The organism is Kluyvera sp. 142486 (assembly GCF_046569695.1).
Lineage (GTDB): Bacteria > Pseudomonadota > Gammaproteobacteria > Enterobacterales > Enterobacteriaceae > Kluyvera.
In genome coordinates this window covers 69,977-85,210 of record NZ_JBKHUI010000017.1, presented here as the reverse complement: position 1 = coordinate 85,210, position 15,234 = coordinate 69,977, and the positions used below count along the sequence as shown (strand labels likewise).

The 15,234-nt window shown below is 56.3% G+C and carries 17 protein-coding genes and 1 pseudogene; 7 read left to right on the top strand and 11 right to left on the bottom strand.

The genetic code is table 11. The annotated features are described in order from the left end of the window. Positions 1-3: 3 nt before the first annotated feature. Entirely contained in the window at positions 4-921 is a 918-nt protein-coding gene (locus tag ACLGE8_RS18075; RefSeq protein WP_411000209.1) for an Rpn family recombination-promoting nuclease/putative transposase, read from the bottom strand. A gap of 208 nt (positions 922-1,129) precedes the next feature. Between ACLGE8_RS18075 and ACLGE8_RS18070 the strand changes: the two genes are divergently transcribed. The 3 genes from ACLGE8_RS18070 (at position 1,130) to ACLGE8_RS18060 (ending at position 3,944) form a co-directional block, all read left to right on the top strand. Further along, positions 1,130-1,423, top strand: coding sequence for a YicS family protein (locus tag ACLGE8_RS18070; RefSeq protein ID WP_411000207.1), 294 nt, complete (start codon positions 1,130-1,132; stop codon positions 1,421-1,423). Positions 1,424-2,090: 667 nt separating this feature from the next. Continuing rightward, a complete protein-coding gene (locus ACLGE8_RS18065) occupies positions 2,091-2,393 on the top strand; it encodes a PTS lactose/cellobiose transporter subunit IIA (protein ID WP_185668108.1) in 303 nt (100 codons plus the stop codon). A 162-nt stretch (positions 2,394-2,555) separates the two neighbouring features. After that, positions 2,556-3,944 (top strand): carbohydrate porin, encoded by a 1,389-nt coding sequence (locus ACLGE8_RS18060; protein WP_411000205.1) that lies wholly within the window; start codon positions 2,556-2,558, stop codon positions 3,942-3,944. A 258-nt stretch (positions 3,945-4,202) separates the two neighbouring features. Here ACLGE8_RS18060 and phnV read toward each other — a convergent pair whose 3' ends face one another. From phnV to phnR, 5 genes are all read right to left on the bottom strand, one after another. Then, positions 4,203-5,000 carry a 2-aminoethylphosphonate ABC transport system, membrane component PhnV gene (gene phnV, locus ACLGE8_RS18055; RefSeq protein WP_411000203.1) on the bottom strand — a complete coding sequence of 266 codons (798 nt, stop codon included), beginning with the start codon at positions 4,998-5,000 and terminating at the stop codon, positions 4,203-4,205. A 2-nt stretch (positions 5,001-5,002) separates the two neighbouring features. Beyond that, entirely contained in the window at positions 5,003-5,863 is an 861-nt protein-coding gene (gene phnU / locus ACLGE8_RS18050; RefSeq protein WP_411000201.1) for a 2-aminoethylphosphonate ABC transporter permease subunit, read from the bottom strand. A 2-nt stretch (positions 5,864-5,865) separates the two neighbouring features. Beyond that, positions 5,866-6,975 (bottom strand): 2-aminoethylphosphonate ABC transport system ATP-binding subunit PhnT, encoded by a 1,110-nt coding sequence (gene phnT, locus ACLGE8_RS18045; protein ID WP_411000199.1) that lies wholly within the window; start codon positions 6,973-6,975, stop codon positions 5,866-5,868. 5 nt (positions 6,976-6,980) lie between these two features. Further along, positions 6,981-7,994: a 2-aminoethylphosphonate ABC transporter substrate-binding protein gene (gene phnS, locus ACLGE8_RS18040; protein ID WP_411000197.1), complete on the bottom strand. Its 1,014-nt coding sequence runs from the start codon at positions 7,992-7,994 to the stop codon at positions 6,981-6,983. A gap of 207 nt (positions 7,995-8,201) precedes the next feature. After that, entirely contained in the window at positions 8,202-8,921 is a 720-nt protein-coding gene (phnR, locus tag ACLGE8_RS18035) for a phosphonate utilization transcriptional regulator PhnR (RefSeq protein ID WP_035895042.1), read from the bottom strand. A 141-nt stretch (positions 8,922-9,062) separates the two neighbouring features. Here phnR and phnW point away from each other — a divergent pair, with 141 nt between their 5' ends. Together phnW and phnX are read left to right on the top strand one after the other, a co-directional pair. Continuing rightward, complete coding sequence (gene phnW / locus ACLGE8_RS18030) at positions 9,063-10,166, top strand: 2-aminoethylphosphonate--pyruvate transaminase (RefSeq protein WP_411000195.1); 1,104 nt, start codon at positions 9,063-9,065, stop codon at positions 10,164-10,166. A 9-nt stretch (positions 10,167-10,175) separates the two neighbouring features. After that, a complete protein-coding gene (gene phnX / locus ACLGE8_RS18025; protein ID WP_411000193.1) occupies positions 10,176-10,985 on the top strand; it encodes a phosphonoacetaldehyde hydrolase in 810 nt (269 codons plus the stop codon). A gap of 218 nt (positions 10,986-11,203) precedes the next feature. Here the strand turns inward: phnX and nepI are convergent, their stop codons facing one another. The 3 genes from nepI to ACLGE8_RS18010 form a co-directional block, all read right to left on the bottom strand. Beyond that, positions 11,204-12,388, bottom strand: coding sequence for a purine ribonucleoside efflux pump NepI (nepI, locus tag ACLGE8_RS18020; RefSeq protein WP_411000191.1), 1,185 nt, complete (start codon positions 12,386-12,388; stop codon positions 11,204-11,206). Between the two features lie 84 nt (positions 12,389-12,472). Further along, the gene (locus ACLGE8_RS18015; RefSeq protein ID WP_411000255.1) at positions 12,473-12,772 is read right to left on the bottom strand and encodes a helix-turn-helix domain-containing protein; all 300 of its coding nucleotides are present in this window, start codon (positions 12,770-12,772) and stop codon (positions 12,473-12,475) included. Positions 12,773-12,781: 9 nt separating this feature from the next. Then, a complete protein-coding gene (locus ACLGE8_RS18010) occupies positions 12,782-13,123 on the bottom strand; it encodes a type II toxin-antitoxin system RelE/ParE family toxin (protein ID WP_411000189.1) in 342 nt (113 codons plus the stop codon). Positions 13,124-13,337: 214 nt separating this feature from the next. Here ACLGE8_RS18010 and ACLGE8_RS18005 point away from each other — a divergent pair. Both ACLGE8_RS18005 and ACLGE8_RS18000 read left to right on the top strand, forming a co-directional pair. Continuing rightward, positions 13,338-13,692: pseudogene (locus ACLGE8_RS18005) on the top strand (type II toxin-antitoxin system RelE/ParE family toxin). Then, entirely contained in the window at positions 13,676-13,999 is a 324-nt protein-coding gene (locus tag ACLGE8_RS18000) for a helix-turn-helix domain-containing protein (RefSeq protein WP_411000187.1), read from the top strand. The pseudogene ACLGE8_RS18005 and the gene ACLGE8_RS18000 overlap by 17 nt, the downstream one beginning before the upstream one ends. Positions 14,000-14,092: 93 nt before the next feature. Here the strand turns inward: ACLGE8_RS18000 and ACLGE8_RS17995 are convergent, their stop codons facing one another. Both ACLGE8_RS17995 and ACLGE8_RS17990 read right to left on the bottom strand, forming a co-directional pair. Further along, positions 14,093-14,605 (bottom strand): SRPBCC domain-containing protein, encoded by a 513-nt coding sequence (locus ACLGE8_RS17995; protein WP_411000253.1) that lies wholly within the window; start codon positions 14,603-14,605, stop codon positions 14,093-14,095. 114 nt (positions 14,606-14,719) lie between these two features. Beyond that, a complete protein-coding gene (locus ACLGE8_RS17990; protein ID WP_411000185.1) occupies positions 14,720-15,172 on the bottom strand; it encodes a DUF1198 family protein in 453 nt (150 codons plus the stop codon). Between the last annotated feature and the right edge of the window lie 62 nt (positions 15,173-15,234).

The following is a 15,234-nucleotide window of genomic DNA, read 5'->3' as shown; positions in this document are numbered from 1 at the left end:
GTTTTAGTGCTGCAACGACGCCAGTTCATCAGCTGAAAGCCCGGTTATCAGCTGAACCAGGGCGCTATCTATGCCGTTTTCGAGCATGGTACGGGCAATACGCTGAGCCTCTTGCTGGATACCCTGTTGCAGCCCCTGCTGAACCCCCACCTGCAATCCCGCCAGATGCCCCTCTTCCCGCAGCCTCTCCGCAATCGTCATCATCTTCTCCTTCTGTTCAGGTAAACGTGCTACCGCCGCCTGGAGAAATTCGTGAAAGCGAACCGCATCTCCCGACCGCAGTAAATAATTAAACAGCGCTTCCATCTGGCTGTCATTAGCACATCCCGTAACCAGCAGCAGAGCCAGCCTATCTACCAGACCCAGAAGGTCGCGCTGGCGGATATGCTTTTGCACCAGTTCCAGCAGCGCCATGCGCCGGTGCTGCATAATCTCGTCGTCCGGCACCACCGTGATATCGACCAGCGGGAACGCATCGGCATAGAGCGCCCTCGCCGCCGCCGGATTAGCAAACTCATCCAGCCAGCACAGCGAGAAGGGATAGGGACTTTGCGTACCGTGATAAAAAAGCATGGGGATCACCAACGGTAGCGTCGGGTGGCCTGCATCCAGATGGCGCTGCATCGCCGACAGCGCATAGCGCAACAGCCGAAATGCCATATGCGGGTCGGGTGAGCTTTGGTGCTCAATCACCACGTAGATATAGCCTTCCCCTTCCGTCGTCTGTAGCGACCACAGCACATCGGAATAGCGGGCGCGGAGACCGGGCTCAATAAAACTGCTGGATTCCAGTTTTAGCGTTTGCAGATTGCACAGTGCTCGCAAGGTTTCCGGCAGGTGAATAGCCAAAAAGTCCCGCGCCGTTTCCGGGTGACATAAAAACTGTTTAAAGACCGCATCATGCGGCGTGGAAGTGGTCATGGCGTTCCGTCACCCAAAGAGCTAATGGTAGGACTCTACGCACAAGATGCCGAGAAAGCAGGCGTGATTTACCGTTTCTACGAGCCGCTACGGAAGGTTTTAGCGTACCAATGCAACACCTTCATTTTACGGGAAAGCGCCACGCAAAATGACGTACTGGGGAATGCGTCTATAGTTAACTAAGCGCATGAACATAAGGATATTCGCAATGAAGAAAGTCAGTATTGTTGTTTCACTCGCCGCCTCCCTGTTACTGCCCGCCGTGGCGTTAGCTTCACCGCTGGAAGGACTTAAGTTTGAGCAGCAAAAACAGCAGGTGGTGAAGGACGTGAAGCAGAACTGCCCGGCCAGCAGTGGGCTGAGCGATACGCAGTTTGCCAACCGTATTCTGGATTCAGCAGAGAACAAAACGGCGGTGCAGAGCGCCACGCGGGCGTTGGATAAGAACGATCGTCCTGCCTATGAGAAGGCGATTAACAGCATTCAGTGCCCGACTAAATAACGTTGTCATGGCTGATGGCGCTGGGGTTTCCCGGCGTCACTTCGTTCGGCCGGGCTACGAATAGTCATGCCAACCCGGGCGAGCGCAGCGGCCTCGGGTAGAACAGCGTTCCCCTCCCCAACTCGTTTCGTTTTCTCATAGACACTTCGTATGCAATGCATGCCCACTCCCCCCAAACGACAATTTTCTGTGAGCCAGGACGAAATAATTTGTCTCATAAGCATGAGAAATTGATGGATGTCACACTTCTTGATTTTATGAATAGAAACCGGTTTCAGTTTCATATCAAATCACAATCGCAATAACTTTTTACATTTAGAGGATGGGCATCAATGAACAAAAATATGCTCTGCCGCTGATTTATTCAGCGCGCGAAAAAGATGTTTAAATGAACTCTCGTTATCATTCGTGGTTTCGCGAACCATTATTCATGGACGCTAAACTCGGTGATCACGTGCGTTATTTATATGCTGACCTCTGCGGCCATGTATTGACTATTGCTGTACCCTGAAATTCGTTTATTAATGAAAAACAAAGTGCAGACGTTAAAATCAACTGCGCCATAACCTGGAACCGTTAGTTAAGTCAGATAAATTTAACAGTAAGCATTGATATATTATTTCCGACCTCTTTTTATCATAACTTTAAATAGTTAGAGGATATTATTATGGTTAGGTTAGAGGACGCGGTAATGGAAATAATCATTAACGCGGGCCAGTCCAGATCGCTGTGCTTTGAGGCGCTACACGCCGCACGCCAGGGTGAAATGGAGGAAGCCAGAAATCTCCTGCGGGAAGCCGATGGCTATGCCCGCCAGGCGCACCATATGCAAACCAGGCTTATTGAGCAGGATGCAGGTGACGCGCGTCAGCCCATGACCCTAATTATGGTACACGCGCAGGATCATTTGATGAATTCGTTACTTGCTCGTGAACTTTCGGAAGAAATTATTCATCTTTATCAACGTTAATATTAAATTTCATTTAACTTCGGAGACATTAATTACGCTAACGATTTAACGGTACCCTACGAGAAAATAAATAAAATCAGCTTGTTTAGGTGGCAATGATAGTTATCCACCCGGACGGGATGGTTATTGTCTGAAAATATAATTAATTAATTTGAGATAACCATGAAAACTGTAAAAAAACTTCCATTAGCTATGGCGGTTATTGCCGCCCTTTGCCCGCTTTCCTCTGCAATGGCACAAGAGTTTACTCAGGAACAAATTGACGCCATTGTGGCCAAGGCCGTCGATAAAGCCCTGGCAGACCGCCAGGCTAAGATGGACGCTGCCCAGGCCAAAAAGGTGGATCTGGAAACCAACCCGCAAAGCGCCGCACAAACGCCAGATATGGCAGTGCCGTTCGGCCTGAAGTTCAGCGGCTATGCGCGCTACGGCGCACACTTCCAGGCCGGTGACCAGAAATACGTTGGCGTGGACGGTTCCTATAACGGTGCCTCAGCGATTGGTCGTCTGGGTAACGAAGGGAACGGTGGTGAATTCCAGTTAACTAAAGCCTTTAAGAGCAGCAAAGGTGCTATCTGGGATATCAACGTCATGTTCGACCACTGGAGTGACGAAGTTAACCTGAAAAAAGCCTACGTTGGCGTCACCAACGTACTGGAATCTAACCCTAACGCCTATATCTGGGCGGGCCGCGACTTCCACCAGCGTCCACAACAGGGTATCAACGACTACTTCTGGATGAACCACGACGGCCAGGGCGCAGGGGTGAAAAACTTTGACGTGGGCGGCGTACAGTTTGACGTAGCCACCGTGTCGCAGGTGAAATCCTGTAGCCCGGAAGTGATGGCCGATGAGTCCAACCCATCGCGCATCACCTGTACCGGTAGCTCCGATACCGGTGACGACGGCCACTACGCGCTAACCACCAAAACCCACAACATCAAAGCGGGCCCGATTGACGTTGAGGTTTACGCTAACTACGGCTTCGACTCTAAAGCGGTGGATAACGACAAGCAGCTGGATGCCTGGCAGGGCGGCCTGCTGTTCAGCCACACCAACAGCGATGACAGCGGCGTGAACAAGGTTATCCTGCGCTACTCCGATAACTCGGATAACAGCGTATTCAACAAAACCGACGGGCTGACCGCTATCTACGCCAGCTTCGAAGGTAACTACAAGTTCACCCAGCAGGCGCAGGTGGAATACCTGTTGGCCTTCCACGACTACGACAACAGCAAAGACAACACCGACAACCGTAAAAACTACGGCGCGATCGTGCGTCCAATGTACTTCTGGAACGACGTGCACTCCACCTGGCTGGAAGCGGGTTACCAGCGCGTAGATTACGATCAGGGCGGTGATAACCACGGCTGGAAGCTGACTCTGTCGCAGAACATCGCGATTGGCATGGGCCCGGAATTCCGCCCAATGCTGCGCTTCTACGTGACCGGCGGCCAGGTTGATAACAAGCGTACCGCGAAGGTGAACGGAACGCAGGACGAGCAGCTGGATTCACTGAACTTCGGCGGGATGTTTGAAGCCTGGTTCTAAGTTAGCGTGAAAAACCCTCTCTCCCCTTTTACGGGGAGGGTGGGGGTGAGGGTTTGACTTTCGGGCCAACATACGCCCCTCACTCTCACCTTCTCCCTAAAGGGGGAGAGGGGGACCGTTTTTAGTTATGTGCCCTCTTTTCCCCTCACCCTAACCCTCTCCCCAAATGGGTGAGGGGACCGTTGAGTGCGGTGCTTTACTTCACAATACTTCAGCGGCACCGATATGCTCCCTCTCCCTTTTTAAGGGGGAGGTTTTTTATTTCTGCCCCAACCGCTTCGCCACGCGCTCCAGCTTCATCATCAACAGCAGCGTTATCGCCACCAGCACGATAGTCAGCGCCGCGCCATCGGCGATATTGCCGCGATCGGTCAGGCTAAAGATAGCCACCGGCAGCGTCGTCCAGCCCGGCGGGTAGATCATCATCGTCGCACCTAGCTCTCCCATCGATAGCGAAAGGCTCAGCGCCAACGCCGATACCATCCACGGCATCAGCAGCGGCAGCGTCACGTGGCGCAGGCGGTACCACGGCGAAGCACCGAGGCTTGAAGCGACATTTTCAATATCGGCAGACACCCGCGCCAGCCCGGTGGAAACGTTGCTGAAGGTGAACGCGGAGATCAGCACGAAGTGCGCCGCCAGCACAATCCACAGCGTGCCGTTCATCTGCAGCGGCCCCTGGCTGAAGGCCACCAGAATACCAAGCCCGACGGAAACCGAAGGGATCGCACTCGGCAAATAGAACAGCATACTCAGCCCCTTTTGCACCTTGCCGCTGTATTGGCGCAGCGCCAGTGCCGCCCAGACGCCGCACAGCAGCGCAAACAGGCTGGCGCAAAAGCCGATGATCAGGCTGGCGATCAGCGCATCCCACGCCGCGCCGCGAAAGGCATTCACAAAGTGGTTCAGCGTGAAGCCGCTCGGCAGAATGCCGTTCCACTGCTGGCTCAGGCTGGACATTAAAATCACCGCCAGCGGCAGGAAAAAGAAGACGCTGGCAAGCGCGGTGGCTACCGCGCCCGCTGCGACGCGCCCTTTGCGCGACCAAATCAACATGGTTAGCTCCTTACGCCCGTGCGCGTCGCCGCCAGGCGGTAGAGCGAGAACAGCCCCAGCGACAGCACAATGTTAATCAACGCAATCATGCAGGCGACGCTGTAGTCGGACTCCAGAATCGCTTTGCTGTAGACCATCATCGGCAGGGTATTGACGCCTTTCGCGCCAATAAACAACACGATGCCGAATTCGTTGGTGGTCAGCAGCAGACACAGGCTGCCGCCCGCCATCAGCGCGGGTAGCGCCGCCGGGAAGATCACCTGCGCAATCACCCGCAGCGGATGCGCGCCGAGAATACTGGCCGCCTCGAGCTGGCTTTTATCAATCTGGCGCAGCGCCGCCATCAGCGGGCGCATCACCAGCGGCGTGAAGACGGTGATCTCCGCCAGAATCACCCCCTGCATCGAATAGAGAAAATCCACTGGCGGTAACTCGAAGGCGAACAGTTGCATCAGCGTGCCGTTAAGCAGCCCCGCCGAGCCATAAATAAAGGTGAAGGCCAGGGTTATCAGGAAGGTGGGCAGCGCGATAAAGGTATCCACCACCCGGCCAATCAGTTCGCTGCCGGGAAACGGGATAAACACCAGAATTAACGACAGCACGCTGCCCAGCAGCAGGCAGCCTGCGGTGGCGGTCAGCGCAATTTGCAGGGTGTTCATCAGCGCGCTGACAAAGCGCCGGGATTCAACCACCTGCCAGAAGGTGTCCAGCCCGACGTTGCCGTTGGCGTCGCGTAGCGCCTGCTCAACAATCAGCGACAGCGGCCAGAAAAACAGTGTGGTCAGCACCAGCAGCGGCAACAGCAGCCACAGCAACGGGCGCAGATTGGGCAGCGGTTTGGTCTGAGTCAGAGAGAGCGACATCGTTATACCTCAATCAAAACCGCATCATCGGGCTCGAACCACAGCGTCAGCTTGTCGCCGGGCTTCGGTAGCGGGTCGACGTGCGTCAGCACAATACGCACTGCCTCACCGGCTACATCGCACAGCAGATGGGTGAGATCCCCCTGCCAGTGCACCGATTGCAGCGTGGCGTTAAAGCGGTTGCTGGCGGCAGAGCGCGGCGCCAGGCTCAGGTGCTGCGGGCGAATGCACAGCAGCTTGTTGTAACCGTGATGGCTACCCTGGCTAAAGGCGCGAACCACCGTGCCGCCGCAGCTCACGTCCACCAGCCCCGGCGCATTATTCATGCCCAGCGCGGTGGCGGAAAGAATATTGGCGCGCCCTAAAAACTCGGCGGCAAAGCGGTTCGGCGGATGACGGTACAGCGCACGGGTTTCGCCGTGGGCGATCATCGAGCCGTCTTTCATGATGCCGATTTTGTCCGCCAGAGTGAGCGCTTCGGTCTGGTCGTGGGTAACGTAGAGAATGGTCAGTTCCGGCAGTTCGCGGTGCAGGCGAGCTATCTCTTCCACCATGTTATGGCGAATCTGCGCATCCAGCGCCGAAAGCGGTTCATCCAGCAGCAGCACCCGTGGGCGCACGGCAATGGCGCGGGCAATGGCCACGCGCTGCTGCTGGCCGCCGGAGAGCTGGTGCGGATAACGGGTGGCATAGTCGCTCATGCCCACCGTTTTCAGCGCCTGAGTCACGCGCTCCTTAATCAGCGCCTTTGGCTGTTTTTGTGCCCGCAGGCCAAAGGCGACGTTATCTTCCACCTTCATATGTGGGAACAGCGCGTAGTTCTGCACCACCATCGCCAGCCCGCGTTTATAAGGCGGTAGCTGGGTCACATCCGTATCGCCGATGAGAATGCGACCGCCCGCAGGCTGGACAAAGCCCGCCACCGCGCGCAGCACCGTGGTTTTTCCGGAGCCGGAAGGGCCAATCAGCGCCAGCACTTCGCCGGGTTCAATCGTCAAAGAGAGCGGTTTAAGCACCACGTTGCCGTGATACGCCACCCGCAGCGAGTCGAGGACAATCCCCGAGGTCCCCTGCATTGCAGAGGCAGGAACGGCGGTCGTTTTCATCAGCATCAGGCTTACTCGCTATCGGTCACTTTATGCCAGCGGGAGATGTCGGCCGACAGCGAGACGGCCACGTCATCCCAGTTTGGCTGCCAGCTCTGCACACCCGCCATCGCCGCGGTTGCCGCTTTATAGTGTTCGTCACTCGGCGTCACGTCACTACGCACCGGCATCCCCCAGGAGAGCGCGCTGACGCTGGTTTGCGCCTCTTTGCTTAGCAGGAAGTTAATCAGCTTTTTGCCGTTTTCACTCTCCGGCGCGCCCTGGACTAAGCCAATCACGTACGGGATAGCCAGCGCGCTGCGCTCGCCTTTGTCGTTGGCCGGCCAGAAGATTTTCACGTTCGGGTTACGTTCCATCTGCGCGAGGTTCATCTGCAGGTCGCCGTTCGCCACATACAATTCGCCCTTATTGACCAGCGCGGTCAGCTTTCCGGTGGAGGCGGATGGCCCGACGTTGTTGGCCTGCAGCTTACCGAGGTAATCAAAACCGGCCTCTTTGCTGCCGAAACTGTGGAAGGCTTGCAGCATCACCGCCGTGCCATCAGCGGCCTGGCCTGGGGTGGAATACTGCAATTTGTTTTTGAACTGGCCGTCGAGCAGGCTCTGCCAGGTGGCCGGGGCGGTTTTCAGCACCTTACCGTTGTAGATAAAGCTCAGGTAGTTCTTCACCAGCGGCGAGTAGAAGTCGTTGGCATCCGGAATCGCGGTGGCGGCGTCGGTTTTAAAGCTCGCCAGCAGTTTTTCAGATGCGGCGCGCTGAATGAACGGCGGCGCGGTCACCAGCACGTCGGCCTGCGGGTTGGTGCGCTCTTTCGCCAGGCGCTCTACCACCACGCCGCCGCCGCCTTCAACGTAGCGTACGGTAATGCCGGTCGCTTTGGTGAACGCGTCGAACTGCGACTGATACCAGCTGTTGTCGCCGTCGTGCAGCCCGTCAATGGAGTAAACCGTGACCACCGATTCCGCCCATGACGGGGCGCTGGCGAGAGCAAAAACAGACAGCAGAGCAAGTCGGGAAAGTTTCATCGTTATAGCCTCATAGCGTGCGTTTTGTGTTTCTGGCCTATACCAGATTTGCTTTTTACGCTAAACGGCTTTTGTGACAATACGATGAAGGATTTGTTGAATGCCGGATGGCGCTGCGCTTATCCGGCCTACAGGACGGTGCAATTTGTAGGGGTGGTGCGGTTTGTAGGCCAGATAAGCACAGCGACGCCATCCGGCAAACGACGATTAGTGGGTATCCACCTCAATACGCAGGCTATCGTGACGCCAGTATTCGATATCCAGATCGAGCACGCGGCCGTGCTGATCGTAGTTAAGACGGCGCAGCAGCAGCGCCGGGCGCCCTTCCATCACTCCCAGCGCCTGCGCGGCCTGCGCCGGCATGGCGGTCGGGTAGAACGACAGATGCATGCTGGTATAGACAAGGTTGTAATGGGACTCGTACACCTCGGTCAGGCTGCCGTTGAGATCGTACTGCAACAGCTCCGGTACGCGGGCGGGCAGACAGTGGTTTTCGCTGTAGCACACCGCGCGACCGTCAGCGTAACGCAGACGGGTCAGCAGGTAGATCTGATCAAACGGCTGGAGCTGCAACGGCTCCATCGCCTCCACCGGCACGGTGGTCAGCACGCCGCTCAGCAGCGCGGTTTTCGGTTCGCGACCCTGCTCGCGGCACAGCTTGTGGAAGTTGGTGTTCTGGGTCGGGTCCAGCCACAGGCGTTCCGGCGTGACAAACCAGCCGCGACGGTCGGCGCGCCAGATAAGCCCGCTGGCCTCCAGCTGCGCCAGGCTTTCGCGAATGGTGATGCGCGTGGTGTTGAAGATCGCGCACAGTTCGCGTTCAGACGGCAGCTTATCGCCGCTTTTCAACGCACCGCTCTGGATGCGCGCCTGCAGCTGCGCCTTGATCAACAGGTACTGTGGGACATCGCCCGGAATCGCTTTCATAGTCACTCGCTGTCACGTTTCTCTGCCGCCATTATACAGACACAGATGAATTTTTTGTTGCAGAGCCATTTTCCCTTTGACCCTTTGCCGAAAAGATCGTCATGATAAATGCAAATCTGGTATAGACCAAAGGTAAATAACATGACTTCGCGTAACTATCTGCTGCTGACCCCCGGCCCACTGACCACCTCACGCACCGTGAAAGAAGCGATGCTGTTCGATAGCTGCACCTGGGACGATGATTACAATATCGGCGTGGTGGAATCTATCCGCCAGCAGCTGACCGCGCTGGCAACGGCTTCTGACGGCTACACCTCTGTGCTCCTGCAGGGCAGCGGCAGCTACGCCGTGGAAGCGGTGCTGGGCAGCGTGCTCAGCAAGCAGGATAAGGTGCTGATTGTCAGCAACGGTGCCTACGGCGCTCGCATGGTCGAAATGGCGGGAATGATGGATATCGCCCATCACGCCTACGACTGTGGCGAAGTGTCCCGCCCGAACGTGCAGGCGATCGAGCAGATCCTCAAGGACGACCCGGCGATCACCCATATCGCTATGGTGCATAGCGAAACCACCACCGGGATGCTCAACCCGATTGACGAGGTCGGCGTGCTGGCCCGTCAGTACGGTAAAAGCTACATTGTGGACGCGATGAGCAGCTTCGGCGGTATTCCGATGGATATTGCCGAGTTGAATATCGATTTCCTGATCAGCTCCGCCAACAAATGCATTCAGGGTGTGCCGGGCTTTGCCTTCGTGATTGCCCGCACAGATAAACTTGCCCCGTGCAAAGGCCGTTCCCGCTCGCTGTCGCTGGATCTCTACGCCCAGTGGCGCTGCATGGAAGATAACCACGGCAAATGGCGCTTCACCTCGCCAACCCATACCGTGCTGGCGTTTGCTCAGGCGCTGAAGGAGCTGGCGGAAGAAGGCGGCGTGGCGGCGCGTTATCAGCGCTATCAGCAAAACCAGCGCAGCCTGGTCGCCGGTATGCGCGAACTGGGCTTTACCACCCTGCTGGACGACGCGCTGCATTCGCCGATCATCACCGCGTTTTATTCTCCAGAAGACCCGCAGTACCGCTTTAAAGAATTTTATAGCCGCCTGAAAGATCAGGGGTTTGTTATCTATCCGGGCAAGGTGTCAAAGAGCGACTGCTTCCGAATCGGCAACATCGGCGAGGTGTACGACACCGATATCGCCGCCCTGCTGACCGCCGTTCGCCATGCCATGTACTGGACGAAATAAGGAGCCATCATGAACCGTATTAACGCCGTTATTCTCGATTGGGCGGGCACTACCGTCGATTTTGGCTCCTTCGCGCCGACGCAGATTTTTGTCGAGGCTTTTCGTCGCGCATTTGGCGTGGAGATAACCCTCGCCGAAGCACGCGTGCCGATGGGGCTTGGCAAGTGGCAGCATATTGAAGCGCTGGGCAAACTGCCGTCCGTGGATGCCCGCTGGAAGGCGAAGTTTGGCCGCGCCATGAACGCGGCGGATATCGATGAGATTTACGCCACCTTTATGCCGCTGCAAATTGCCAAAGTTGTCGATTTTTCCGCGCCGATCGCCGGGGTTATCGACACGATGACGGCCCTGCGTAACGCGGGAATTAAGATAGGCTCCTGCTCCGGCTACCCGCGTGCGGTGATGGAACGCCTGGTGCCTGCCGCCGCCGAACATGGCTACGCGCCGGATTGCTGGGTCGCCACCGACGATCTCGCCGCGGGCGGGCGTCCGGGGCCGTGGATGGCGCTGCAAAACGTGATTACGCTCGGTATCGATGCGGTCAGCCACTGCGTGAAGGTGGACGATGCCGCGCCGGGCATTACCGAAGGGCTGAATGCCGGGATGTGGACCGTGGGGCTGGCGGTGTCGGGCAATGAGTTCGGGGCGACGTGGGAGGAGTATCAGGCGATGAGCGTTACAGAGATTGCCACCCGCCGCGAGCACGCCGCCAGCAAACTGTTTGCCGCCGGGGCGCACTATGTGGTGGATTCGCTGGCGGATTTACCGGGGGTGATTGCCGAGCTTAATGCGCGTCTGGCGAAGGGCGAGCGTCCGTAACAGGTAACATCGGCGCCGTTCCCGGCGGCGCTTCGCTTGGCCGGGCTACACGGATATCCGACAACGGATTAATCCCGTATCCCGGACGAGACATTTATGCCGACCCCGGGGAGGCTCCCGTGCCATTCCCCAGTGGCGCTTCGCTTGGCCGGGCTACAAGATTATTCAACAGATTCGTAGGCCGGATAAGGCGTTTACGCCGCCATCCGGCAACAACGCTATCGAATCCGCACCTTCGCCGTCACCAGCAGCGCAGTCAGTAGCATCAACGCCCCGGAGAGCATCAGCGGCGACGTCAGCCCCAGACGGTCCAGCGCTAAACCGCCAATGGCCGCACCGCAGGTATTCGCCAACTGGATAACCGCCACCTGAATCGAACCGGCCTTCTCCGCCTGGTCGGCCAGCGAGCGGGTGATCCACGTTGACCAGCCCACCGGCACCAGCGCGAACGCCAGCCCCCAGATAATGGCAATACCTGCCGCTACGGTCTTTTCGCTTCCCCACAGCGCCAGCACCAGCGCGCTTATCGCCAGAATCAGCGGCGCACCGGCCAGCGCCAGTTTGACCGAACGCTTCAGAATCACCGCCGAGAATGAGGTGCCGACAAAGCTGGCAATGCCGAAGCTCAGCAGCACCAGCGTCAGGCCGTCGACGTCAAAGCCCGCCAGGTTCATATAGATTGGGCGAATATAAGTGAAGAAGGCGAACTGCCCGGCAAAGGACATAAAGATGGCAATCATCCCCGCCATCACCCCGGGACGCTTCAGCAGGCTAAACATATTCTGCTTGTGGTGCGCCGGTTCCCCCGGCAGTGACGGCAGCGCTTTCACCACCCAAAAGATGCACAGCACGCCCATTACCGCCGCCGCGTTAAACACGTTGCGCCAGCCAATAATACCGCCCAGGAAGCTGCCCAGCGGCGCAGCAATCACCAGCGCGATAGAGACCGCGCCAAAGATAACCGACAGCGCTTTCGGCACCGTCCGCGCCGGTACCAGGCGCATTGTCAGCGAGGCCGACATCGCCCAGAAGCCGCCCAGCGCCAGCCCCAGACAGGCGCGGCCCATCAGCAGCAGAGTAAACGAGTTGGCAAACGACACCAGCAGGCAGGAGAGCGTTAGCAAAATAGAGAACAAAATCACCACGTAGCGGCGATCGAGGCTACCGATAATCTGGGTAACAAACAGGCTGGAGAACATGGCGACAAACGCCGTTACGGTGACCGACTGACCGGCGACACCTTCTGAAATGCCCAGATCTTCCGCCATCGGGGTCAGCAGGCTGACCGGTAAAAATTCCACGGTAATCAGGCAAGCCACACAAAACGCCACGGCAAAAACCGCCGACCAGTTCGGCCGCAGAACGCCCTCTGTGCGGGGCTTCTCTTCACTATGCTCACTCATTTCTTGTTACCTGCGCGGTGTTTTTGCTGAAAGGGTGCGCAGTGTAACATTTTAAGTGTGATGGATTTAACGTTTTGGCAACGGTTAAAGATGAAACGCGATCTTCTTTCCCGTTGGCAGCGTGACATCAATGCTTATCTCACCGCCGAGTGCCGCGACGTAACGCCTTAGCGTCGACAAGCGTGGATCGTTCTCCGCCTGCTCCATCTTCGCAACGGTGGGTTGTTTTACGCCCATTGCGGCAGCCAACTCCGTCTGCGAAAGATTGAGCTCTTCGCGCAACATGCTTAACGTGACGGTCTGGCGTAACGCTTCGACTTTCTCAGCGATTCGCGCCTGACTTTCCGGGCTCTGTTTAGCCATTAACTCTTTAAGGGTCGCCATCATCATTCCTTACTTGTTCAGGTGCTTACGATACTCATCATCAGCAAGTTTGATCATCTCTTCATAAAACCGTCTTTCGTTTAATCCTGTTTTATCTCCTGCGCATAACACGATGGCGCGGCGAGAAGGATCAAACGCAAAAAAGGCGCGAATGGGATTTCCCTGATGCTGTACACGAAGCTCCTTCATATTAGAAAAAGCGGAGCCATTAACCGTATCCGCAAAGGGGCGCGACAGCTGCGGCCCGTACTCGGATAAAATCACCATCGCAGCAAGCACATCTTCCCTCAACGCTTCGGTCTGTTCCTCAAACCAACTGTCGAAAACATCCGTTGTTTCCACCGACCACATCTGCGATCCCTCATAGCTAATAAGCTATCAACAAATTATAGCTTATTGGCTATATAAGCAAGGAATTCCCTTCCCAGCAACAACATCGTTGCATAACATTTTGCGAAGCGACTTGAGCATTGAGAAATATCGCTTTGTTCCCGCGTACAAAAATATCGGCTCACACATAGCATTGCACCAAGTGCTATACTTTCAATGACAGGACGTCATACCGATGCGAATCTTCAAAACCAAATGGTTCAATAGGGAAGCAAAATCCCACGCGATAAAAGACGATGAGCGAAGCGATTAAAGCCGTGCTTCTGGGAAAAGCGGATAATCTCGGCGGCGGAGTTTATAAAAAACGTCTCAATCAGAATCGGGATCGTGCAATCGTTCTGGCGAAAGGCGGAGAACACTGGTTTTACACATTCCTGTACGCCAAGCAGGATATGGCAAATATCAGCTATCGAGAATTGGCGGGGTTTCGTGAGTTGGCAAAACACTACGCTTGCCTCACCGCCCCTCAAATAACCGCATTAATTCACAGCAAAGAACTGATCGAGGTACTCCATGACGGCAAAAACTAAATTCAAAAGCCCTGCCTTCGAAGCCATTCATAGCGCAGCCTCTGGGTTATTTAGTGTGGATGCCATCCCTCAGGAAACCATGCGCAGCTTTGATACGGCCTGCTTGAGCTGCGTAAAAGACCTGCAACCGCTTGAAATAAAAGCATTGCGGGAAGAACTTAACGTCAGCCAACCCGTTTTCGCCCATTACCTGAATACCAGTGTTTCCACCGTGCAAAAGTGGGAAACCGGCGCTAAGCGCCCGAGCGGGATGTCGCTGAAGCTGCTGAGCGTTGTGCAAAAACACGGTTTGAAAGTCTTGATGTAATGAGTGTGCCGGATGGCGGCTTCGCCTTATCCGGCCTACGGTCGGCAGTTTTTGTAGGCCGGATAAGCGTAGCGCCATCCGGCGGCCACAAACTCACTCCCCGCGCGCCGATCTCACCAGCCCGGTGATCCACTCCTGATGGCCGTTAATCATTGGGTTCGGTACGGTGCGCGCCAGTTCCTGCGCCGGGACGCCGATCTGCGATTCCTGGGTCAGGATGCGCACGCGGTTGCCGGGCAGGTCTTCGAACAGCCAGGCGTGGATAACATCCAGACGGGTCGTCGCATCGCCTTCCGCCCAGCCGTGCCAGGCAACACGTGCGGCTTCGCCGTCGACCGGTGGGACGTATTCGGTAATCTGCGCTTCAATCGGGAAGCCGAAGGTCGAGAAACGGAAGCGGGCGTTGGCGCTGAGCATCGGGCCGCTGCCGTCGTGGAAATGAATATCCGCTACGTTGCTGTAGTAGGTTGGCCACAGCGTAGTGTCGTCAAGCTGCGCCCAAATCTGTTTGGCGGTCAGGCCGCTGACGATGATTTCGTTAGAGGCGAAGTTGTCGGTGGTACCCGGCAGATAGCCTTCCGGCCAGACGATTGCGCTTTGCTGCATAGACTGTTTCATGATGAACCTCGTGAGTAATGGTGTTGACGAGGTAAATCATGCGCTCGGGAGTGATATAAATATAATCATCAATATTGATAAATAACATCACCAAGCGTGATATCAATGCAGCCAGTGCACGCCGTTTTCATCATGGAACAGCGCGTTATAGCGGTACTGGAAGGCATTCAGTTCGCTGATTTCCGGCTCCAGCTCACGCAGGAAGCTCAGCGCCAGACGAATCTGCGCGTCGGTAATCGGCGCCGCCAGGCGCGCTTTTTGCAGCCGTCGGTGCCAGTTCAGCATGTTCACTTCACTGCCGTCGACAATGCACACCTGCCAGATCAGCAGCATCTGCGCCGCGTTCTGTAAATGCGCTTCGTTCGGCCGCTCCAGATAGCGTAAATACGCTTCGCCCTGCGCTTTCCCTAGCTGGTCTACCATCGACTCTACCGGCTCCGGCGTAATGCCGAGCCGTTCACTAAGACGGCGAATCGCCCGTCGGGAACTTGAGGTCAGGATCCGAAATCCTACAACAAACACCACCACCAGAGTGGCCAGAATCAACCAGATCATGCACGCTCTCACCTTAGCTAAACCCCGACATGATAATGGGATTTTGCGCCCTGTCGATAATC

Bases quoted from the DNA above. Each gene is read 5' to 3' on its own strand.
- ACLGE8_RS18075 (WP_411000209.1), bottom strand. From the start codon at position 921: ATGACCACTTCCACGCCGCATGATGCGGTCTTTAAACAGTTTTTATGT.
- ACLGE8_RS18070 (WP_411000207.1), top strand. From the start codon at position 1,130: ATGAAGAAAGTCAGTATTGTTGTTTCACTCGCCGCCTCCCTGTTACTG.
- ACLGE8_RS18065 (WP_185668108.1), top strand. From the start codon at position 2,091: ATGGTTAGGTTAGAGGACGCGGTAATGGAAATAATCATTAACGCGGGC.
- ACLGE8_RS18060 (WP_411000205.1), top strand. From the start codon at position 2,556: ATGAAAACTGTAAAAAAACTTCCATTAGCTATGGCGGTTATTGCCGCC.
- phnV (WP_411000203.1), bottom strand. From the start codon at position 5,000: ATGTTGATTTGGTCGCGCAAAGGGCGCGTCGCAGCGGGCGCGGTAGCC.
- phnU (WP_411000201.1), bottom strand. From the start codon at position 5,863: ATGTCGCTCTCTCTGACTCAGACCAAACCGCTGCCCAATCTGCGCCCG.
- phnT (WP_411000199.1), bottom strand. From the start codon at position 6,975: ATGCTGATGAAAACGACCGCCGTTCCTGCCTCTGCAATGCAGGGGACC.
- phnS (WP_411000197.1), bottom strand. From the start codon at position 7,994: ATGAAACTTTCCCGACTTGCTCTGCTGTCTGTTTTTGCTCTCGCCAGC.
- phnR (WP_035895042.1), bottom strand. From the start codon at position 8,921: ATGAAAGCGATTCCGGGCGATGTCCCACAGTACCTGTTGATCAAGGCG.
- phnW (WP_411000195.1), top strand. From the start codon at position 9,063: ATGACTTCGCGTAACTATCTGCTGCTGACCCCCGGCCCACTGACCACC.
- phnX (WP_411000193.1), top strand. From the start codon at position 10,176: ATGAACCGTATTAACGCCGTTATTCTCGATTGGGCGGGCACTACCGTC.
- nepI (WP_411000191.1), bottom strand. From the start codon at position 12,388: ATGAGTGAGCATAGTGAAGAGAAGCCCCGCACAGAGGGCGTTCTGCGG.
- ACLGE8_RS18015 (WP_411000255.1), bottom strand. From the start codon at position 12,772: ATGGCGACCCTTAAAGAGTTAATGGCTAAACAGAGCCCGGAAAGTCAG.
- ACLGE8_RS18010 (WP_411000189.1), bottom strand. From the start codon at position 13,123: ATGTGGTCGGTGGAAACAACGGATGTTTTCGACAGTTGGTTTGAGGAA.
- ACLGE8_RS18000 (WP_411000187.1), top strand. From the start codon at position 13,676: ATGACGGCAAAAACTAAATTCAAAAGCCCTGCCTTCGAAGCCATTCAT.
- ACLGE8_RS17995 (WP_411000253.1), bottom strand. From the start codon at position 14,605: ATGCAGCAAAGCGCAATCGTCTGGCCGGAAGGCTATCTGCCGGGTACC.
- ACLGE8_RS17990 (WP_411000185.1), bottom strand. From the start codon at position 15,172: ATGATCTGGTTGATTCTGGCCACTCTGGTGGTGGTGTTTGTTGTAGGA.